At 50.0% G+C, this 14117-nt stretch carries 27 protein-coding genes and 1 pseudogene; 13 read left to right on the top strand and 15 right to left on the bottom strand.

The window, feature by feature from the left end; translation table 11 throughout:
• The 13 genes from FDX11_RS10345 to FDX11_RS10285 all read right to left on the bottom strand — a co-directional run bounded on the left by FDX11_RS10345 (position 1) and on the right by FDX11_RS10285 (position 6216).
• Positions 1-225, bottom strand: coding sequence for a hypothetical protein (locus FDX11_RS10345; RefSeq protein ID WP_249360728.1), 225 nt, complete (start codon positions 223-225; stop codon positions 1-3).
• Positions 222-773: a phage N-6-adenine-methyltransferase gene (locus FDX11_RS10340; protein ID WP_137397863.1), complete on the bottom strand. Its 552-nt coding sequence runs from the start codon at positions 771-773 to the stop codon at positions 222-224. Before FDX11_RS10340 ends, FDX11_RS10345 begins: the two co-directional genes overlap by 4 nt.
• Entirely contained in the window at positions 770-1228 is a 459-nt protein-coding gene (locus tag FDX11_RS25445; RefSeq protein WP_249360729.1) for a hypothetical protein, read from the bottom strand. The genes FDX11_RS10340 and FDX11_RS25445 overlap by 4 nt, the downstream gene beginning before the upstream one ends.
• A gap of 2 nt (positions 1229-1230) precedes the next feature.
• A complete protein-coding gene (locus FDX11_RS10330) occupies positions 1231-1911 on the bottom strand; it encodes a lambda exonuclease family protein (protein ID WP_137397862.1) in 681 nt (226 codons plus the stop codon).
• Positions 1908-2825 (bottom strand): recombinase RecT, encoded by a 918-nt coding sequence (locus FDX11_RS10325; RefSeq protein ID WP_137397861.1) that lies wholly within the window; start codon positions 2823-2825, stop codon positions 1908-1910. Before FDX11_RS10325 ends, FDX11_RS10330 begins: the two co-directional genes overlap by 4 nt.
• A 9-nt stretch (positions 2826-2834) precedes the next feature.
• Complete coding sequence (gene gamL / locus FDX11_RS10320; RefSeq protein ID WP_137397860.1) at positions 2835-3119, bottom strand: host nuclease inhibitor GamL; 285 nt, start codon at positions 3117-3119, stop codon at positions 2835-2837.
• A 7-nt stretch (positions 3120-3126) separates the two neighbouring features.
• Entirely contained in the window at positions 3127-4203 is a 1077-nt protein-coding gene (locus FDX11_RS10315) for a hypothetical protein (protein WP_137397859.1), read from the bottom strand.
• Positions 4204-4273: 70 nt separating this feature from the next.
• On the bottom strand, positions 4274-4483 hold the full coding sequence (locus FDX11_RS10310; protein ID WP_137397858.1) for a cell division protein FtsZ: 210 nt from the start codon (positions 4481-4483) through the stop codon (positions 4274-4276).
• Positions 4480-4638 carry a hypothetical protein gene (locus tag FDX11_RS25115; RefSeq protein WP_170975601.1) on the bottom strand — a complete coding sequence of 53 codons (159 nt, stop codon included), beginning with the start codon at positions 4636-4638 and terminating at the stop codon, positions 4480-4482. Before FDX11_RS25115 ends, FDX11_RS10310 begins: the two co-directional genes overlap by 4 nt.
• Complete coding sequence (locus FDX11_RS10305) at positions 4635-4868, bottom strand: hypothetical protein (RefSeq protein ID WP_137397857.1); 234 nt, start codon at positions 4866-4868, stop codon at positions 4635-4637. Before FDX11_RS10305 ends, FDX11_RS25115 begins: the two co-directional genes overlap by 4 nt.
• 159 nt (positions 4869-5027) lie before the next feature.
• Positions 5028-5291 (bottom strand): hypothetical protein, encoded by a 264-nt coding sequence (locus FDX11_RS10300; RefSeq protein WP_137397856.1) that lies wholly within the window; start codon positions 5289-5291, stop codon positions 5028-5030.
• Positions 5292-5580: 289 nt separating this feature from the next.
• Complete coding sequence (locus tag FDX11_RS10290) at positions 5581-5784, bottom strand: antirestriction Ral family protein (RefSeq protein ID WP_137397854.1); 204 nt, start codon at positions 5782-5784, stop codon at positions 5581-5583.
• A 108-nt stretch (positions 5785-5892) separates the two neighbouring features.
• On the bottom strand, positions 5893-6216 hold the full coding sequence (locus FDX11_RS10285; RefSeq protein ID WP_137397853.1) for an antitermination protein N: 324 nt from the start codon (positions 6214-6216) through the stop codon (positions 5893-5895).
• A 355-nt stretch (positions 6217-6571) separates the two neighbouring features.
• On the opposite strand from FDX11_RS10285, the gene FDX11_RS10280 reads away from it, so the two are divergent.
• On the top strand, positions 6572-6796 hold the full coding sequence (locus tag FDX11_RS10280) for a hypothetical protein (RefSeq protein ID WP_099531242.1): 225 nt from the start codon (positions 6572-6574) through the stop codon (positions 6794-6796).
• Positions 6797-6855: 59 nt separating this feature from the next.
• On the opposite strand, the gene FDX11_RS10275 is transcribed toward FDX11_RS10280, so the two are convergent.
• Both FDX11_RS10275 and FDX11_RS10270 read right to left on the bottom strand, forming a co-directional pair.
• The gene (locus tag FDX11_RS10275) at positions 6856-7236 is read right to left on the bottom strand and encodes a hypothetical protein (protein ID WP_249360727.1); all 381 of its coding nucleotides are present in this window, start codon (positions 7234-7236) and stop codon (positions 6856-6858) included.
• A gap of 73 nt (positions 7237-7309) precedes the next feature.
• Positions 7310-8005, bottom strand: coding sequence for a LexA family transcriptional regulator (locus tag FDX11_RS10270; RefSeq protein WP_137397852.1), 696 nt, complete (start codon positions 8003-8005; stop codon positions 7310-7312).
• A 76-nt stretch (positions 8006-8081) separates the two neighbouring features.
• Between FDX11_RS10270 and FDX11_RS10265 the strand changes: the two genes are divergently transcribed.
• The 12 genes and pseudogenes from FDX11_RS10265 to FDX11_RS10210 form a co-directional block, all read left to right on the top strand.
• On the top strand, positions 8082-8297 hold the full coding sequence (locus tag FDX11_RS10265; RefSeq protein WP_137397851.1) for a helix-turn-helix transcriptional regulator: 216 nt from the start codon (positions 8082-8084) through the stop codon (positions 8295-8297).
• A gap of 124 nt (positions 8298-8421) precedes the next feature.
• On the top strand, positions 8422-8724 hold the full coding sequence (locus tag FDX11_RS10260) for a CII family transcriptional regulator (protein ID WP_065944922.1): 303 nt from the start codon (positions 8422-8424) through the stop codon (positions 8722-8724).
• Positions 8725-8756: 32 nt separating this feature from the next.
• On the top strand, positions 8757-8903 hold the full coding sequence (locus tag FDX11_RS10255; RefSeq protein ID WP_123969710.1) for a DUF2740 family protein: 147 nt from the start codon (positions 8757-8759) through the stop codon (positions 8901-8903).
• The gene (locus FDX11_RS10250; protein WP_137397850.1) at positions 8896-9759 is read left to right on the top strand and encodes a replication protein; all 864 of its coding nucleotides are present in this window, start codon (positions 8896-8898) and stop codon (positions 9757-9759) included. Before FDX11_RS10255 ends, FDX11_RS10250 begins: the two co-directional genes overlap by 8 nt.
• Positions 9760-9873: 114 nt before the next feature.
• On the top strand, positions 9874-11748 hold the full coding sequence (locus tag FDX11_RS10245) for a toprim domain-containing protein (protein WP_137397887.1): 1875 nt from the start codon (positions 9874-9876) through the stop codon (positions 11746-11748).
• A 5-nt stretch (positions 11749-11753) separates the two neighbouring features.
• A complete protein-coding gene (locus tag FDX11_RS10240; RefSeq protein WP_117343705.1) occupies positions 11754-12053 on the top strand; it encodes a hypothetical protein in 300 nt (99 codons plus the stop codon).
• A 65-nt stretch (positions 12054-12118) separates the two neighbouring features.
• Complete coding sequence (locus FDX11_RS10235; protein ID WP_137397849.1) at positions 12119-12316, top strand: hypothetical protein; 198 nt, start codon at positions 12119-12121, stop codon at positions 12314-12316.
• Positions 12317-12406: 90 nt separating this feature from the next.
• Complete coding sequence (locus FDX11_RS10230; RefSeq protein ID WP_249360726.1) at positions 12407-12811, top strand: phage protein NinX family protein; 405 nt, start codon at positions 12407-12409, stop codon at positions 12809-12811.
• A gap of 39 nt (positions 12812-12850) precedes the next feature.
• On the top strand, positions 12851-13462 hold the full coding sequence (locus FDX11_RS25440) for a hypothetical protein (RefSeq protein WP_137397848.1): 612 nt from the start codon (positions 12851-12853) through the stop codon (positions 13460-13462).
• On the top strand, positions 13459-13671 hold the full coding sequence (locus FDX11_RS10220; RefSeq protein ID WP_137397847.1) for a hypothetical protein: 213 nt from the start codon (positions 13459-13461) through the stop codon (positions 13669-13671). Before FDX11_RS25440 ends, FDX11_RS10220 begins: the two co-directional genes overlap by 4 nt.
• On the top strand, positions 13668-14039 hold the full coding sequence (locus FDX11_RS10215; RefSeq protein WP_137397846.1) for an ead/Ea22-like family protein: 372 nt from the start codon (positions 13668-13670) through the stop codon (positions 14037-14039). Before FDX11_RS10220 ends, FDX11_RS10215 begins: the two co-directional genes overlap by 4 nt.
• Before the next feature lies 1 nt (position 14040).
• Positions 14041-14117 (top strand): annotated as a pseudogene (locus FDX11_RS10210) (HNH endonuclease); the annotation flags it as partial.

The following is a 14117-nucleotide window of genomic DNA, read 5'->3' as shown; positions in this document are numbered from 1 at the left end:
TCAGTGCTCCTTAAACTGGCCGTTGATGCGGCCGATCGTGTAGACGAACAATAAAAAAGGGACGCCAAGTCCCTTTATCTTTTCAAAGTGCTTAGCCAGTAGCGACCTGCTGACAGTGTCGAATTTTGGTTTTGGCTTCTTCGCTAGTTCTGCCTTCAACTCGGCGCTGCAACGCTTTGCGGCGGAAAGCATCACGTTCTCCTGCTCAACGGTCATCTTCTTCATGCGGCCTCCCGCCGGGCGAGAAGTTTCGCCCCGAAAGTCATCAGCTCATCCCGTTCCACAGTTGCGAAGTGGCAGTGTGTACGCGGGAATGGGCGCCAGATGATGAGCATCGACCCTTTGTTATTGCCGCTGACTGGCTTACCGGTGATCGGATTAATGAATGCCAGGCGCCCGGCGGTGATAAATCTCACCTCGCTGGCTGTCTCGATAGCCTCCCGGAACCAGCCGACAGACGTATCAGCCGGAACTAGCATCACGGTACCGATCTGGTTCTTGCTCTCCGCTGCTGCTTTCTTCACAAACGGCGTGATGTCGCTATAAGGTGGGTTCAACCAGGCATAACCGGGAAGGGTGAGGTAGTCGGCCCACGGTGTTTCCAGTGTGTTCTGCTCGGCGGTGATGAACTTGCGGCACAGTGCATTGTGCGGTGCGGCGGCTGAGTCCAGTTGAAAGCAGAATTCAGCATCCAATGCTGCGAAGAGTGCCGGTGGTGTGCGCCAGAGGTCACGCTGATCTGCTGGCGTGTTGCTGCCGGTGTAATCGGTCATGAATCCTCCCGTTCAGGATTTCTCGCATCCCATCCATTCCGCTCGATATTCACAGCCAGCCGCTTATCTCCGACCTCTTCGATACTCCTACCGGTAATCTCTGCTACTTCTGCGTTGGTGTAGCGCATGAGTATTGCTAACTCTTCCGTTGACCATTCACGCATAGTTAATCCTCCGGAGCGGGCCAGTGCGTCACGCTTGCTTCTGACTGAGTAAATGGAACGACCTGTTGCCGTGGCTATCTCTTCCTCTGAGAACCTACCAAAGAGATGAAGCTCGGCTGCCGTCCATGGTCTGCCGGTCATCTTGCTGATAAGTGGTGCGCCGATACGTGATGCCTGGCGAGTGACTGCCGATTCGGAACGCTCAAGCTTTTCTGCGATTACCTGAACCGGCATTGTTCTGCCAACTTCATGCAAGAACAGGTTTTCCCACGGTTGCCAAAGTTCGCTCATCGCTACCTCCATTGCTCACCGAACGTGAAGCCGATCTCCGCCAGTGCCTCATCCATCTTCTCGATGAACTCTGGAACCATTTCGTTGAAATCGGTCATGTACTGCGGATCCCGATCAACTATGACGTGGTGAATGCCCTCTCGCTTCATGCGCGGGTCATAGTTTGCGAAATACCAGGCATCTTTACCTGTCACCCACATGCTGTACTGCACCTGCGCCATGTAAGCAGACTTGATAGCTTCGAAGCCGCCAAGTCTGAATTTCATAAAGTCGCGTGATGTGAATGGGCATTTAAGTTCAAGTCCGAACCCGTCACTGCACAGCCCGTCAGGGGAACAAGCGGTGCGCATGCTTTCGTCACGGAAAAGGATCGGAGACTCCGTGACTGTCACGTCGGTGGTGAACTCGAAGAGGGTGCGTGCGTCTTCCTCGAACTGCTTACCCCATGCCAGCGCCTTTGCATTAACCTCTGGTGCGACTCCGGTACATACCTCGGCTAGAAGGGTGTGAAAGTAGGACATTTTCATGTCTGTCCATTTCTTCCCTGATCTTGGTTTTGAAATGACGTTATGAACTTCTGATGCGGTGATGACGCCGAGGCGCAGCCGGTGCCACGCCTCATCGCCCTGTTGGATAGTGGTTACGTCAATGCCGGTCCGGGCAAGGATAATTTCTGGTGTCATGCTGCCACCTTCTGTTTGAGGAAGCTGAGAGCTTTCACGGCTTCGGTTTGGGTTAGATCTGATGATTCGCGAATATCACGACGGAAGATTTTTGAACAAAGTGGCAGTAGGTCATCGTCCCAGGTTTTATTCATTGAGATAAGAACGTCGTTAATTTCGCTGATTATCTCGCTTTCCGCTGGAGTGACATCGCGCTCTGGTTGGCGCTCTGCTGCGAAGTTAATACCTTCTTCGCCTTCGGTGTTGACGTGATCGATGGCGGCATCCAGACGTTCACGGCGAGGCCAGTATTTTGCTGCCTGCTTCACGACCGTCTTGAGGATCATCTGCTCTTCATCGGTGACCCATGGGCACTTCTTGCTGTTGTCAGATTTGTACTTCTTCCACGCTTCAGACCTGTCACGGATGGAGTAGATGGCATCGATGCGCATCGTATGGGTGAGATAATCACCATCGTCAGTTTTTACCGTTACATACGCACCTACGATGTCCCCGCGTTGCTCTTCGGTATCAAAGTCGTTGTAGATGTGGATCGGCGGCTTATCGAGCCCTTCCCGTCGGAACTGGTCGTTTCTGCGAACAATTGCCGACTGACACCACTTAATGGCGCCAGACTGCTGTGCGATGTGCATCAGGCCCATGTAACTGATGTCGAGGCAAATAGCCCCTTTACGCGGTACCAGGTAAGCCAGCTTCTGCGCCGGGTTTAGCGAAATGCCGATAGCCGCAACGTTGATGATTGCGTTCTGCGTGCTGGTCTGGTTCTGGAATGCAACTTTGGCGAGGTAGTCGTTGTTCTGAAATAGTTGGATGGCGAACTGGCTTTCCTTCGCCCACACCATCCGCTCGTCAGTGGCCGCCTTAGTGAAAAGCGGCTCCTGTTGTTTGACGAAATCAACAAGGGTTAAGCTCATAATCCATCCTTAAAACGGGCAGCCGGTACGGTGTTCCCAGTCGTGTTCCGCCTGGGCGTAAGCAACTGCAGAGATGAAGTCGTTGTAGGCCTCGCCAACTTTATCGCTGCGAAGTCCTTCGTATGGGCTGGAATCAATCGGGACCGTGAAGTGGAAGAGGCCGGACGGCTCTTTTGGCATCATGTCGATGATTTGCTGCGCCCGGTCGTCGATCCACTTCTCTTTCTCGTCGGTGATCTGCTGCTCAGCCCAGTGCCGATCTTCGATGCGGTCGTAAGTGAGGTATGCGTTCATGGTTGCCTCAATATTTGATGTGCGCGTCCTGCACTTTGCCGCCAGCGATCGCCAGCACTGCTTTCTGTGCGTATTCTTCTGGGATGCCCTGAGCAATCAGATCTGCGTAGACACGACGATTGACGGTGCGGCGGTGCTCTTTGTCTGCGGCGCGGCGGGCTTCTTCTTCAGCTTTGCGCTGCTCTTCGGCCAGGCGGGCGGCTTCTGCCTCTTCCAGGCGGCGGCGCTCGGCGGCAACGGCTTCTTCTTTTTCGCGGCGCGCACGCTCTTCTGCTTCCAGCTTCTCGCGTTGCGCACGCTGTTCCGCTTCGATGCGCTGACGCTCCGCAGCTTCAGCACGAGCTTTCTCTTCAGCTTCACGGCGCGCTGCGGCTTCAATCTCCGCTTTGTGCTTCGCTTCGGAATCTCGGCGGGCACGTTCAGCTGCTTCCCGTCGAATATTTTCCTCACGTTCCAGTCGAGCTTTTTCTTCCGCTTCTTTACGAAGGCGCTCAAGCTCTGCAGCTTCATGCTCACGCTGTTTTGCGACGATTAGGGCAGCTTCGAGTTGTTGGATGGCGGCGTCTTTAGCCACGCCAGCTTCAGCTGCTGCTTCCTGCCAGCTTTCATCAAGTGCAACGGCTTTTGCTGACTCAATGCGCTGCTGAATTTCAACTGACGGCAGGTAGTTACCAACGCCATCAATCACATCAGCCAGGGATCGCAAATCAGCAAGCCGCTGCTGCAATGCGTCCTTTCTTGCCGACTCGGCGTTTTCCCAGTCAGTGAGAGGTTTACGCACTTCATCCTTCAGCGCGTCCAGCCGCTCACGCACAATGCGGCGGCTTTCGTCGATCTGCTTCGGCAGGGCTTTAAGCTCAGCAACCAGATCCTTGCCGGCGTTGTCGATGTAGGTTTTTGAACGGGCAACCTTATGCGCCATGGATGCGATAGCGTCACGGCCTTTACGGGTCGACACATCCGGTACCAGGCTGCGAGCTTCTTTCTCGATCGCCTCAATAATCGGGTCGAGCTGCTCTTTGGTGGTGAATACCGCCATTGCGTTCTGTTTCTCAATGACGACTAAATCCGTTACTTCGCTCATGGTTTCTCCTGAAATTTGGGTGTGCAGATCCCGCCCGCTTTTAGCCAGGCCGATCGGTTGAATAGGGTGATTAGTGCTGGATAGGGTTTCCGTGACCGTCCAGAAGAACGTCAATCACGCAGTCTGTGAGCCTGATAATCTCTGCATCGGTGTGCAGATACACCCATTTGCGCTCCTGGATGACGGCTGAGACGCGATAAGTTCGGCCCTCATGCAATGCCATCATTCCAGGCATCACGCACTGGCGAATCATTGGTGTCGTTCCGTAGTGTGAAATCATGATTTACCCTCCACCTGCTGCAATAACCCGGCAATGTGCATCTGCCGACTTGTCATTGTGATTTTCTCGCGAGGTTTATCGACTGATGAGAGTTGCCACTCGTTGTCGTTTAACTTCGATGCGGTGTACTGCTTGCCGTTGTGGGTGACTGTCATGAGGCCTCCCGGGCGCGGAGCATGGCGTCTGCTATCAGATATGCAACTTCCGCAGCAGTATCATGGTCACCTGACTTAGGGTTAAATGCAGTGCCGTCGCTCATTGCTCCTGTGATGAATGCCTGCATCGCCTTCGCGGCGAAGTAGTCACGCAGCGTCATGCCTCTGTATTGTGCAAAATCCATCACTGGCTCTGGAAACGCTGGTCCGCCATCATTTTGTTTAATCATAATCATCTCCGCGCTTAAGCCGCGCCGCTGAGCTAAAGACCTCTGCATGCAATTTTCATCGCTGCAATACAATTAAGCGGTGGATAGCCGCCATTCATAACTAAGCGCCCTCTGAGAAGCCGCTGAGGTATGAGGAAATAAAAAACCCGCCTGAGCGGGTTAGTCGTCTTTTCCTCTTTCAACCGTCGTGGCTAAGTCTTGGTTAACCTCCACGGTTTGGATAAAGCATTCATCATCAACGTCCTCATACTGCTCTCTGAAGCTATCAGCTAGGCTTGATACCGGATTCCATCGCTCTCCACCAGCAGCATGCTCAGCATCGCCATCTGATCCGCAATCCCATGTCGTGCCATCAGGATCGCGCTTCACGAAACCAACGCATTCAGTTTTCGATGGATTCCAAACCAACACTATTTTTGCCATGACCTTGCCCTCTATAGTTACCAGTTAAAAAGTCCGCTCAGTGGATGCCTATTGATTCCAGTAATCGAAGTGAGAATTTCCTGCGCAGCAATTCTCGGCACCTCGGAATGCCTCGATTGGTTTGTTGTCATCGTTTTCTACGCAATAAACATCGTTGATTTCTAAAAGCTCATATACATTGCCGACCTGAAAACCATCTCCGCCGTCTTTGGTACAAATGACGTTTCTGTCAAAATACGTCGCCATCGCCTTACCCTCTGTTTGTATCGTGAGCTAATAAAAAGGCCGCCTAACTGGTAGCCTGTTGCTTTTGTGCTTCAAGTTCTCTGGCAATCATCTCCGTGGTTCTAATTGCCCAGCGGTCAACGTATTTACCATCTTCGATGACAAGCGCCATTTCTTCCGGCTTAACCATGCATTCAGCATCGAGTTTGCATCCTTTACACCTATTGAACTGACCACACCATTGATTGGTATCAATAGTCGTATTCATACGGGTAATCCTGGTATTGCTCCATCACGTCAGATGGATGGTCTTCAAATTCTTCAATATCTTCGTCCATTTCCTCACCTCATAAGTTAATTAACGCGCCGTAACCGATTAAATCAGTGGCGTCGATTTACCGCGGGATTTCTGCACCGCATGAATTTTGTTTCCGAACGGGTTCGCATCTTTGTACCAGGTGCGATGATTCTTGCGCTCAACAGCTTCAGCGCGTTTTTCCATCTCTTCCAGATACTCAGCCAGCACCGTTAAATCAATCGGGTTCACAGCGCTTTCTACGCGTGATTTCGGCTTGCGAGTCAGCGACAGAACAGGGCGGTTATTAGGCTTGGCGCTTACCCCAACTAACAGGGGGTTTGCAGCTTTCCATTCGGCCTGTTTCCCTGCGCGGCGTTCGCGGCGGCGTGCTTGTGCATCCATTGTGAATCTCCTGTCAGTTAGCTTTGGTGCAAGCGCCGGTGACTATTTCAATCCCCGGATTTCAAGTCGCTTCTCAGTCCGGCCCGTATGTTGCCAGGCCTAAGCTCCACGACACGCTTGCCCAAAGCTTTCTGCTTTGAATACTGCGCTTTTTCAGCGCCAGATTTTTAAGAGCTTCACCGTCCTGGTGAGTAGTGCGTCCTGCTGATGGGTTAATAGTACAACTTGTACTTATATTTGGTCAATACGATTTGTTCTATGATTTTGCGGAAACACCATAACGTATTGTTTTGTTGGTGTATTTATTTTCTATTTATGGTGATATGCTCAGAAAAACATCAAATAGGACATTGCTATGGGTTTAGGAATGGATATGGGAAGGGATGAACTACTAGAAGATCGTGCAGCTTTCATCGCTGGCGAGATCGGTGGTGCGGTTGTTGAGCTGATTATCGGTGGGATAGCGATTAGTCAGGATGCGATTGTGGATAGCCTGGAGGCCAAGAGAAAGGCGGTGGGTAATGTTATTCACAAGGGATTGCTGAGGGATGCTGCGGAGTTCGTGAGGAAAGGGCAGTAAAAAACCCGGCGCGGTGTCCGGGTGAGATATAATGTGTTCTGGATTGTAGGTTACAGAAACTATTGCGCTTTAATGTAATTCTTCAGCTTTGCTGTCTGCTCAGCAGCGCCCGGGATACATCCAAACATATTTGCACATGCCGTTTGAACTACTATTTCGCTCTTATCTCCACCAAGAGGCGTCTTAACTACCTGATAGCCAAGAACGGCACTGTTACCGACAGGGCTATATGTTGAGATAACCGTCTCGTCAGCCATTTGAATTTTCCACCCAGAGTTCATGGCTATCCATGCTTTTGCTCTTGACCAATATGCGTCGCACTGATCTTTACCCTGGCAGTAAACTGGTTGTTGTGCTTGAGCGGCAATTTGTGGGTCAACCTTCTGAGCACATCCTGATAAGCCGATGGAAACGAGGAATATTGCTAATATTTTTTTCATCTAACATCCTTGCTGTATATAATTTACAAAAAATCGTAAACACTTAAACTCGTAATTTTTATGATTTAGGCAATTACCCAAACGTCTCTTCTGGCCACTGAGAAGCAACGACTTTTCCAACAACCCTACAGTGTTCATTACACGGCATCATAGGGAATTGAGGGTTCAATGGCTGGAGAAATATCTGCCCACTGTCCTTGATCAGTTTCTTAAATGTGAATTCATCACCACCTAATCTGGCGATACAGAAATCACCAGGGTCAACCGGTTCCTCTGGATCTACAAGAATTAGCATTCCTTCAGGGAAACTAGGCTTTGAACCAGCTGGAGCCGTCATAGAATGACCATCAACTTCCAGCCAGAAGGCATTATCGCTGGCTTTTTTAGTTGTGCTTATCCATCTTTCCGCATCTCGTTCTGTGAACGTCCTAAATTCAGGAGAGAACATTCCTGCCTGCACATGGGAAAATACTGGATAATCATATTGTTTTTTTACGGGAGCATTAGATACTTCACCGGTTATTGAGAATGTACCGTCATGGTTAAATGAAACGTTAGAAATCCCAAGATATTGGAAAATAACCCCGATTTCATCTAGTGATGGATGTCGAGATCCACGCAACCAGTGACCAACGCCACCCTGCGTCATTCCAAGCTCTTCAGCCAGCATTTCTTGCGTTATGCCAAGCTCTTTCATTCTGACTCTCGCCAGTTCGTTCCATTTCATATTCATACCACCATTATTACGCTTTGTACTAACATCATCCATGCACGTTCTGTATTTTTTGTCTTGCTTTGTCAAAGTACATATTGTATTGTTTCTGTATGGTTACTATGGAGGATGTATGAGCAACCTAAAAATGTATCGGGAATCTTTAAAGATATCCCAAACGGCATTGGCTGATATCGTCGGGTGTACGCAAGGAGCAATAGGTCATTGGGAAGCTGGTAGGCGACACCCAGACCTTAAAACTTGCCGAGCACTGGTCGAATGCCTAAACAAGTTAGGCGCGGCAGTTAATCTCGACGATGTTTTTCCGCCAGAAAACAACGCAGCATAAGAAACACCCCGCTCTTATCACATCTAAGCCCTGAAAAAGGGCGATTCAAAACAACAAGTCTTAAAGGCTATGCGTGTCTGCGCATGGGCCTATTTAACTATTTAACACTCTAGGAATTTAACAAATGGAAAACTCAATTAACCGCAACAAGGTCAATGCCCGTCGCATTGAGTCCTGGTTGCTTAACCGTATCGCTATGAAAGGTGGCAACAACGTAGCTAAAGAGATCGGCGTCGATAAAGCACAGATAACCCGCTGGAAAGAAACGTGGCTGCCGAAGATGGCAATGCTGTTGGCAGTTCTGGAATGGGGTGTCGTTGATGACGATATGGCGCGATTGGCAAGAGAAGTTGCTGCGGTGCTCACAAAGAAAAAATCCCCGACGGTCGAGGTCGAGGATTCCGATCAAATCACCATGAAATTCTAGCCGAATAACTGGATCAATTCACAGGAGTAATTATGCCTAAGAAAACTCGTTTTTACCAGGCGTCAGTACATAAAAATATTGCTCGTGACCGGTTCATCAAATCCTGTAACCCGGCTGTCGGTACAAAGCTGAGAGCCATCATCGAAGAACTAAAGCGGAAGGAGAACGGTCATGAGTAGCCCTGCAACAGTAACACCAATAAGACCGTATCTGGCGGTCGTGGAGCGTCGCGTGGCAGAACTTGAAGATGGATACACCCGTCTTGCAAATGCCCTGTATGACGAGCTTATCGGCGCAGATTTAACGAAGAATCAGAGCAAGGTAGCTCATGCTATTTGCCGTAAAACATACGGCTTTGGTAAGAAGCTGGATCGCATATCTGACAGCCAGTTAGCTCAACTTACCAGGCTGCCAAGACAGAAGGTCAACAAGGCCAAGAATGAGCTTATTGCAATGAAGGTAATCATTCGTGAAGGTAGTCAAATCGGGCCAAACAAGAACATCACAGAATGGGAAATCGAAGGATGTCACTACTCTGGTGATAATGTCACTACATTGGTGACAAAAAATGTCACCAAAACGGTGATAGCCATGTCACCAAAACAGGGACACACAAAAGAAACTATTACAAAAGAAAAGAAAGAAAGTAAAAACACTCTGCCCGAACAAGTTCGAGCGGATGAAGAAAAATCACTTCAGCCTACAAACAAACACCAGGCAACTGACGAAGCATTCGAGTCGATTTTCTGGCTTGCAGGAATGCACAAGACAGGGAAGAAAAACGCTAAGTCTGCATTCAGAACTCAGTACCAGGAGTGGCGTCGCGCTAAAGGTGGCACCCCTGAGCAATTCGCCATGTTCCTTGCAGGTGATATCTCTTCCCGAATTGGCAAACAGTTCGGCTTCGATAAGCTTCACCCGACCACCTACCTGAACGGCAAGCGGTGGGAGGACGAGAAGCCATTAGCAGGTCCTGATTCCTCCGGACAGAAACCGACCGTGACCGTCAGTAAGAGCGGATACGTTTACTACTGAGGTGACGATGAAATCACGACTCAAGGCATTGCTGATCGCCGGTTATAACCACGGTTTGCTGAGTGATGGTTTTGTCCGGTACTGGTTCAACAAGTTTGATTTGAGGGCATCATGATGACGCCAAGTGAACTCAGCGACCAGTTATGGAATCAGGTCGAAAGGGTAGCGAAGTACCTTTTGCCAAACGGCAAGCGAGAAAGTCACGAGTGGGTGGCTGGAAGTATTAACGGAGAGTCAGGAAAGAGTCTCAAGGTTAACCTGGCAGGGAAGAAAGTATGGTCTGATTTTGCTGAAGGAACCGCTGGTGATCTTCTGGATTTGTGGGTAGCTGTCAGGGATTGTGGATTGCACCAGGCGATGACAGAAGCCAAAGAGTTTTTGGGCATCAAGGACGACGATCACCACTTCTCAGCAAAGCAGCAAAAGAAATTTTCCCGACCAGACCGCAAGAAAGTAGCCCGTTACCTCACCAAAACCGAAAAGCACATCGAATATCTAGCCACTCGAGGGATCTCCGCAGAGACGGCGAAGCTGTACGAAGTTGCTTCGGCTAAGGTCTGGAATGGAGAGCGTGAACTGGAAGCACTAGCATTTCCCTACAAACGTGACGGTGAGTTGTTGCAGGTTAAGCGCATCAGCACCGAACGGCCTGACGGGAAGAAGGTCATCATGGCTGAGGGTGATTGTGAGCCGTGTCTTTATGGCTGGCAGGCTATACCGAAGAACATGCGGATCGTCATCCTATGTGAAGGTGAAATCGACTGCATGAGTTACTACCAGTACGGCTTCCCTGCGCTTTCCGTTCCGTTCGGCGGGGGGAAGGGGGCAAAACAGCAGTGGATAGAGTTCGAGTATCACAACCTCGACCGGTTCGACGAAATCTGGATCAGCATGGACAGCGACGAAGTAGGCCAGGCTGCCGCCAGAGAGATTGCAACTCGTCTCGGTGAACACCGCTGCCGGCTGGTAAAACTGCCTCACAAAGATATCAATGAATGTCTGATGGCTGGAATCTCTTCAGACGACATCGTTGGATATCTTGAACGGGCATCATTTTTTGACCCGGAGGAACTTTACAGTGCCAGAGAGTTTTATCAGGACACTATCAACGCCTTCTACGGAAAAGAGCAAAGCCTGTTTTACAGCCCGTGGGAATGCCTGAATCACAATTTCGCCTTCCGCCAGGCTGAGTTGTCACTGGTTAACGGCGTTAACGGGCATGGAAAGACTGAAGTAGTTGGTCATATATCTCTGGAAGCCATGCGTCAGGGGGTTAAGACCTGCATCGCCTCGCTGGAGATTAAGCCCGGCATTTTACTTAAACGCCTTACCAGACAATCAACTTGCCTGAAACTTCCCCCGCAACTTGAAATTGAATCTGCCTTCAAATTTTACGACGACAGGCTATGGCTATTCGGCCTGACGGGAACCGCAAAGGCTGATCGGCTGATCGAAATCTTCACCTACGCATGGAAGCGATACGGCATTGAGTTGTTCATTATCGACAGCCTGATGAAGTGCGGAATAGGGGATGATGACTACAACGGACAGAAAGCCTTCGTAGACGCTCTGTGTGACTTCAAAAACAAAACCAATACCCACGTCCTACTCGTTACTCACAGTCGCAAAGGTGATAGCGAGGAGAAGCCTACAGGGAAGATGGACGTTAAGGGGTCAGGGTCGATAACCGACCTAACCGATAACCTGTTCATCATCTGGAGAAACAAACTTCGTGAGAAGGCAATTCAGAAAGATCAGCAGGGTGAAGAACTGGATGACAAGGAACGTAAAGCGTTAGCTGCACCTGCTTCAGTTTTGATGCTTGAAAAGCAGCGTAATGGCGAGGGATGGGAAGGTGGAATTCCGCTGTATCTCGACCCTGCATCACACCAGTTTTTACCAACCGAAACCGCATCTCCATTTAGCTACATCGCCAATATGCCGCAGTCGGAATATGACGAGGTATGGGCAAGCAACAACATAAGGTGACGAACATGAAAGAAGCACGTAACACCCGGGAAATTATCGAAGCTGAGTACCCGGAATTCCCTGAAACCATCCTCCACGCTGAACTATGCCGCGCATGTGCTCGCGTAGATGGTAGAAGCATCAAGCAGTCGCTCAAGGCCTTTGCTCTGGCCCGTATCGAAAAGGTTGAGAGCAAGCCACTTAAAGGCGCATTGGAGCAGATGGCATCCAGCATGTTTCCAGAGACAGAGATAGCCCGTATCCGCTCCTGTGTAGGTCGCATGGAGTCGGCACTGGTTAAGACATTCGGAGTGAAGCGAGCATGACTGAGCCAAAAGCAGGTGACGTAATCAGATGGACTCGTGACGACAGTTGGAGAGGGATTGAAGTATTGGAGTACACGTTAGAAGTTTACCGCTTTACGCTGGGGTTCTTTGAAAATAACCAGTGCCGTGAAGCCGGGCAATTCACTCCACTTTGTGACCGTGATTTGTGGGTTGAGGGGCCGGACAGTAAACAGGAATACGTCTGCAACTACGGCGCTTACGTGTCTAATCTCGTACCCGCATTCGACATCATCAAACAATGAAATCACTGAGGCGAGCATGACTGAACCTTACATAGCAGAGCTATCTGCAAGTGTGGCCGTGATAGTCGGCCTTTTTTATGCCCGGAGGAAATGGTGAAAGTTAAAACATCCGATTTGGTCGGAGCGCAATTAGATGTTGCCGTGGCATTAGCTCTTGGCGGCGTAATTACTCGACCACAAGACGCGCAGGTTTACCTGAATGAAATGCACCAACTTTGCGGAGAAAGCGCCAAGAGGCATAGCCGATATGTTTTTTCTCCATCTACAGATTGGTCGCAATGCGGAGAGTTAATGGAAAGCCTGCCTGTAAGTTGCTACCAGTCCAAAGACCCATCTACAGGAAAATTCTTTCACTGGGTAGGTGTCAATGAGTCTGGTCATCCAGGGAAAAGGCGAGAGCTAATTGCAGATAACCCAAGGGTAGCAATATGCCGAGCCGTTGTGTTCTCAAAACTCGGTGATGAAGTCGATTTACCAGACGAATTAACAAATTAACAGGCTCGCATCGCGGGCCTTTTTTATGAGGGTAGGATTATGACTTTATACGAAATGGAAGGTTTTCTCCGTGGCAAATGTCTGCCAGGCGACATGAAAGTTAACGAGAGCAATGCGCAGTATCTGGTGCGCAAATTCTCTGAGCTGCAATCACAAAATGCAGAACTGGCAGTACATCTCGCTAACGCCGAGAGCAAGTGCAGGGAGCTGGCGGAGGAGAATGTAACGCTGAATGACAAAATGAATAAGCTCGCAACCTGGCCTGGTATCGAGTTCTATTCGTCTGCATGGGAGTTCTGCAATCTTGATGGGAACGATGCGCTTGAGTTCATGTGTGATGTCAAAACCCCAGCCACCGACGCTTTCCTGGCTGAAGTGCGGGCAAGTGCAATCCCTGAAGGTTACGTGCTTGTGCCTCAACAAATCTTCCTTGAGCCATCCGACATTGAGTCAATTTGCTCGCAATGTGGTGACGGTCATGAATCCGGGTACGGTGATTTTACTGACGGACTACTGTGGGTTGGCAACATTCAACGTGACGACGGCAGTATTGTCCACGGCCTGCATATCTCATCAGCAGATTACACAGAGGAAGGTGGTGTAACAGTTTGCGAGTTCGCCGCCCAACTTCGCAAAGGAGCCGCGCTATGAGCAAACCAACCGATGAAGAAATCATCCAGGTGCTGACTGAGCGTGGAAACTGCATGACCTACTTTGTGACTAACGTTCTCCGCCGCCAATTCTGGCCTCTCGATACAGCCTACGTGTTGCGCAGACTGAAGAAGCTGGAAGCAGCCGGAAAAGTTAAGCGCGTTAAGAGCGCATACAAAACTCAACTTTGCTGGGAGTCCGCCCAATGACAGCACTCAACAAACAGGCTCTGCACCAATTAGCAACTGATGCACACGAGCTGGGAATCATCAAGCGTTACACGAAAGGCATTGAGGCCAATAAGAGATTCGCTGCCATCGTCACTCCTTTGACCGTGCTGGCTCTGCTGGATGAAAACGAGAGCATGGCCCGTGATTTGATATCTCGTAACGGAGAAATCGAAGGGTTACGACAGCGCGTAGCAGAACTGGAGGCGCGGACCGTGAAACTTCCAACCGGCACTGAAGTTAATGGATTTCAGATGCTGATTGAAGAAGAAGTAATAGCTCGACTGAGAGAGTCTGGAGTTAACCCAATTGTTGTCCGCGCCGCTGGCATTGGCGTGAAGGGGGAGTGAGATGGCGCTGACGAAAAAACAACGTGCAGAGCTACGCATGAAGTTTGGCGGTCGCTGTGCTTATTGCGGCTGCGAACT

This window comes from Citrobacter sp. wls714 (assembly GCF_005281025.1).
Lineage (GTDB): Bacteria > Pseudomonadota > Gammaproteobacteria > Enterobacterales > Enterobacteriaceae > Citrobacter > Citrobacter werkmanii.
Note: the sequence above shows the minus strand (reverse complement) of the source record. Positions and strands in the feature narration are given on the sequence as shown.

What these genes read in the sequence shown, in the direction of transcription:
- FDX11_RS10275 (WP_249360727.1), bottom strand. Translation starts at nt 7,236, where the DNA reads ATGAAAAAAATATTAGCAATATTCCTCGTTTCCATCGGCTTATCAGGA.
- FDX11_RS10270 (WP_137397852.1), bottom strand. Translation starts at nt 8,005, where the DNA reads ATGGATGATGTTAGTACAAAGCGTAATAATGGTGGTATGAATATGAAA.
- gamL (WP_137397860.1), bottom strand. Translation starts at nt 3,119, where the DNA reads ATGAACGCATACCTCACTTACGACCGCATCGAAGATCGGCACTGGGCT.
- FDX11_RS10255 (WP_123969710.1), top strand. Translation starts at nt 8,757, where the DNA reads ATGCCTAAGAAAACTCGTTTTTACCAGGCGTCAGTACATAAAAATATT.
- FDX11_RS10305 (WP_137397857.1), bottom strand. Translation starts at nt 4,868, where the DNA reads ATGATTAAACAAAATGATGGCGGACCAGCGTTTCCAGAGCCAGTGATG.
- FDX11_RS10220 (WP_137397847.1), top strand. Translation starts at nt 13,459, where the DNA reads ATGAGCAAACCAACCGATGAAGAAATCATCCAGGTGCTGACTGAGCGT.
- FDX11_RS10250 (WP_137397850.1), top strand. Translation starts at nt 8,896, where the DNA reads ATGAGTAGCCCTGCAACAGTAACACCAATAAGACCGTATCTGGCGGTC.
- FDX11_RS10330 (WP_137397862.1), bottom strand. Translation starts at nt 1,911, where the DNA reads ATGACACCAGAAATTATCCTTGCCCGGACCGGCATTGACGTAACCACT.
- FDX11_RS10325 (WP_137397861.1), bottom strand. Translation starts at nt 2,825, where the DNA reads ATGAGCTTAACCCTTGTTGATTTCGTCAAACAACAGGAGCCGCTTTTC.
- FDX11_RS10315 (WP_137397859.1), bottom strand. Translation starts at nt 4,203, where the DNA reads ATGAGCGAAGTAACGGATTTAGTCGTCATTGAGAAACAGAACGCAATG.
- FDX11_RS10280 (WP_099531242.1), top strand. Translation starts at nt 6,572, where the DNA reads ATGGGTTTAGGAATGGATATGGGAAGGGATGAACTACTAGAAGATCGT.
- FDX11_RS25115 (WP_170975601.1), bottom strand. Translation starts at nt 4,638, where the DNA reads ATGACAGTCACCCACAACGGCAAGCAGTACACCGCATCGAAGTTAAAC.
- FDX11_RS10290 (WP_137397854.1), bottom strand. Translation starts at nt 5,784, where the DNA reads ATGAATACGACTATTGATACCAATCAATGGTGTGGTCAGTTCAATAGG.
- FDX11_RS25445 (WP_249360729.1), bottom strand. Translation starts at nt 1,228, where the DNA reads ATGAGCGAACTTTGGCAACCGTGGGAAAACCTGTTCTTGCATGAAGTT.
- FDX11_RS10215 (WP_137397846.1), top strand. Translation starts at nt 13,668, where the DNA reads ATGACAGCACTCAACAAACAGGCTCTGCACCAATTAGCAACTGATGCA.
- FDX11_RS10345 (WP_249360728.1), bottom strand. Translation starts at nt 225, where the DNA reads ATGAAGAAGATGACCGTTGAGCAGGAGAACGTGATGCTTTCCGCCGCA.
- FDX11_RS10285 (WP_137397853.1), bottom strand. Translation starts at nt 6,216, where the DNA reads ATGGATGCACAAGCACGCCGCCGCGAACGCCGCGCAGGGAAACAGGCC.
- FDX11_RS10340 (WP_137397863.1), bottom strand. Translation starts at nt 773, where the DNA reads ATGACCGATTACACCGGCAGCAACACGCCAGCAGATCAGCGTGACCTC.
- FDX11_RS25440 (WP_137397848.1), top strand. Translation starts at nt 12,851, where the DNA reads ATGACTTTATACGAAATGGAAGGTTTTCTCCGTGGCAAATGTCTGCCA.
- FDX11_RS10240 (WP_117343705.1), top strand. Translation starts at nt 11,754, where the DNA reads ATGAAAGAAGCACGTAACACCCGGGAAATTATCGAAGCTGAGTACCCG.
- FDX11_RS10310 (WP_137397858.1), bottom strand. Translation starts at nt 4,483, where the DNA reads ATGATTTCACACTACGGAACGACACCAATGATTCGCCAGTGCGTGATG.
- FDX11_RS10245 (WP_137397887.1), top strand. Translation starts at nt 9,874, where the DNA reads ATGACGCCAAGTGAACTCAGCGACCAGTTATGGAATCAGGTCGAAAGG.
- FDX11_RS10260 (WP_065944922.1), top strand. Translation starts at nt 8,422, where the DNA reads ATGGAAAACTCAATTAACCGCAACAAGGTCAATGCCCGTCGCATTGAG.
- FDX11_RS10265 (WP_137397851.1), top strand. Translation starts at nt 8,082, where the DNA reads ATGAGCAACCTAAAAATGTATCGGGAATCTTTAAAGATATCCCAAACG.
- FDX11_RS10300 (WP_137397856.1), bottom strand. Translation starts at nt 5,291, where the DNA reads ATGGCAAAAATAGTGTTGGTTTGGAATCCATCGAAAACTGAATGCGTT.
- FDX11_RS10230 (WP_249360726.1), top strand. Translation starts at nt 12,407, where the DNA reads ATGGTGAAAGTTAAAACATCCGATTTGGTCGGAGCGCAATTAGATGTT.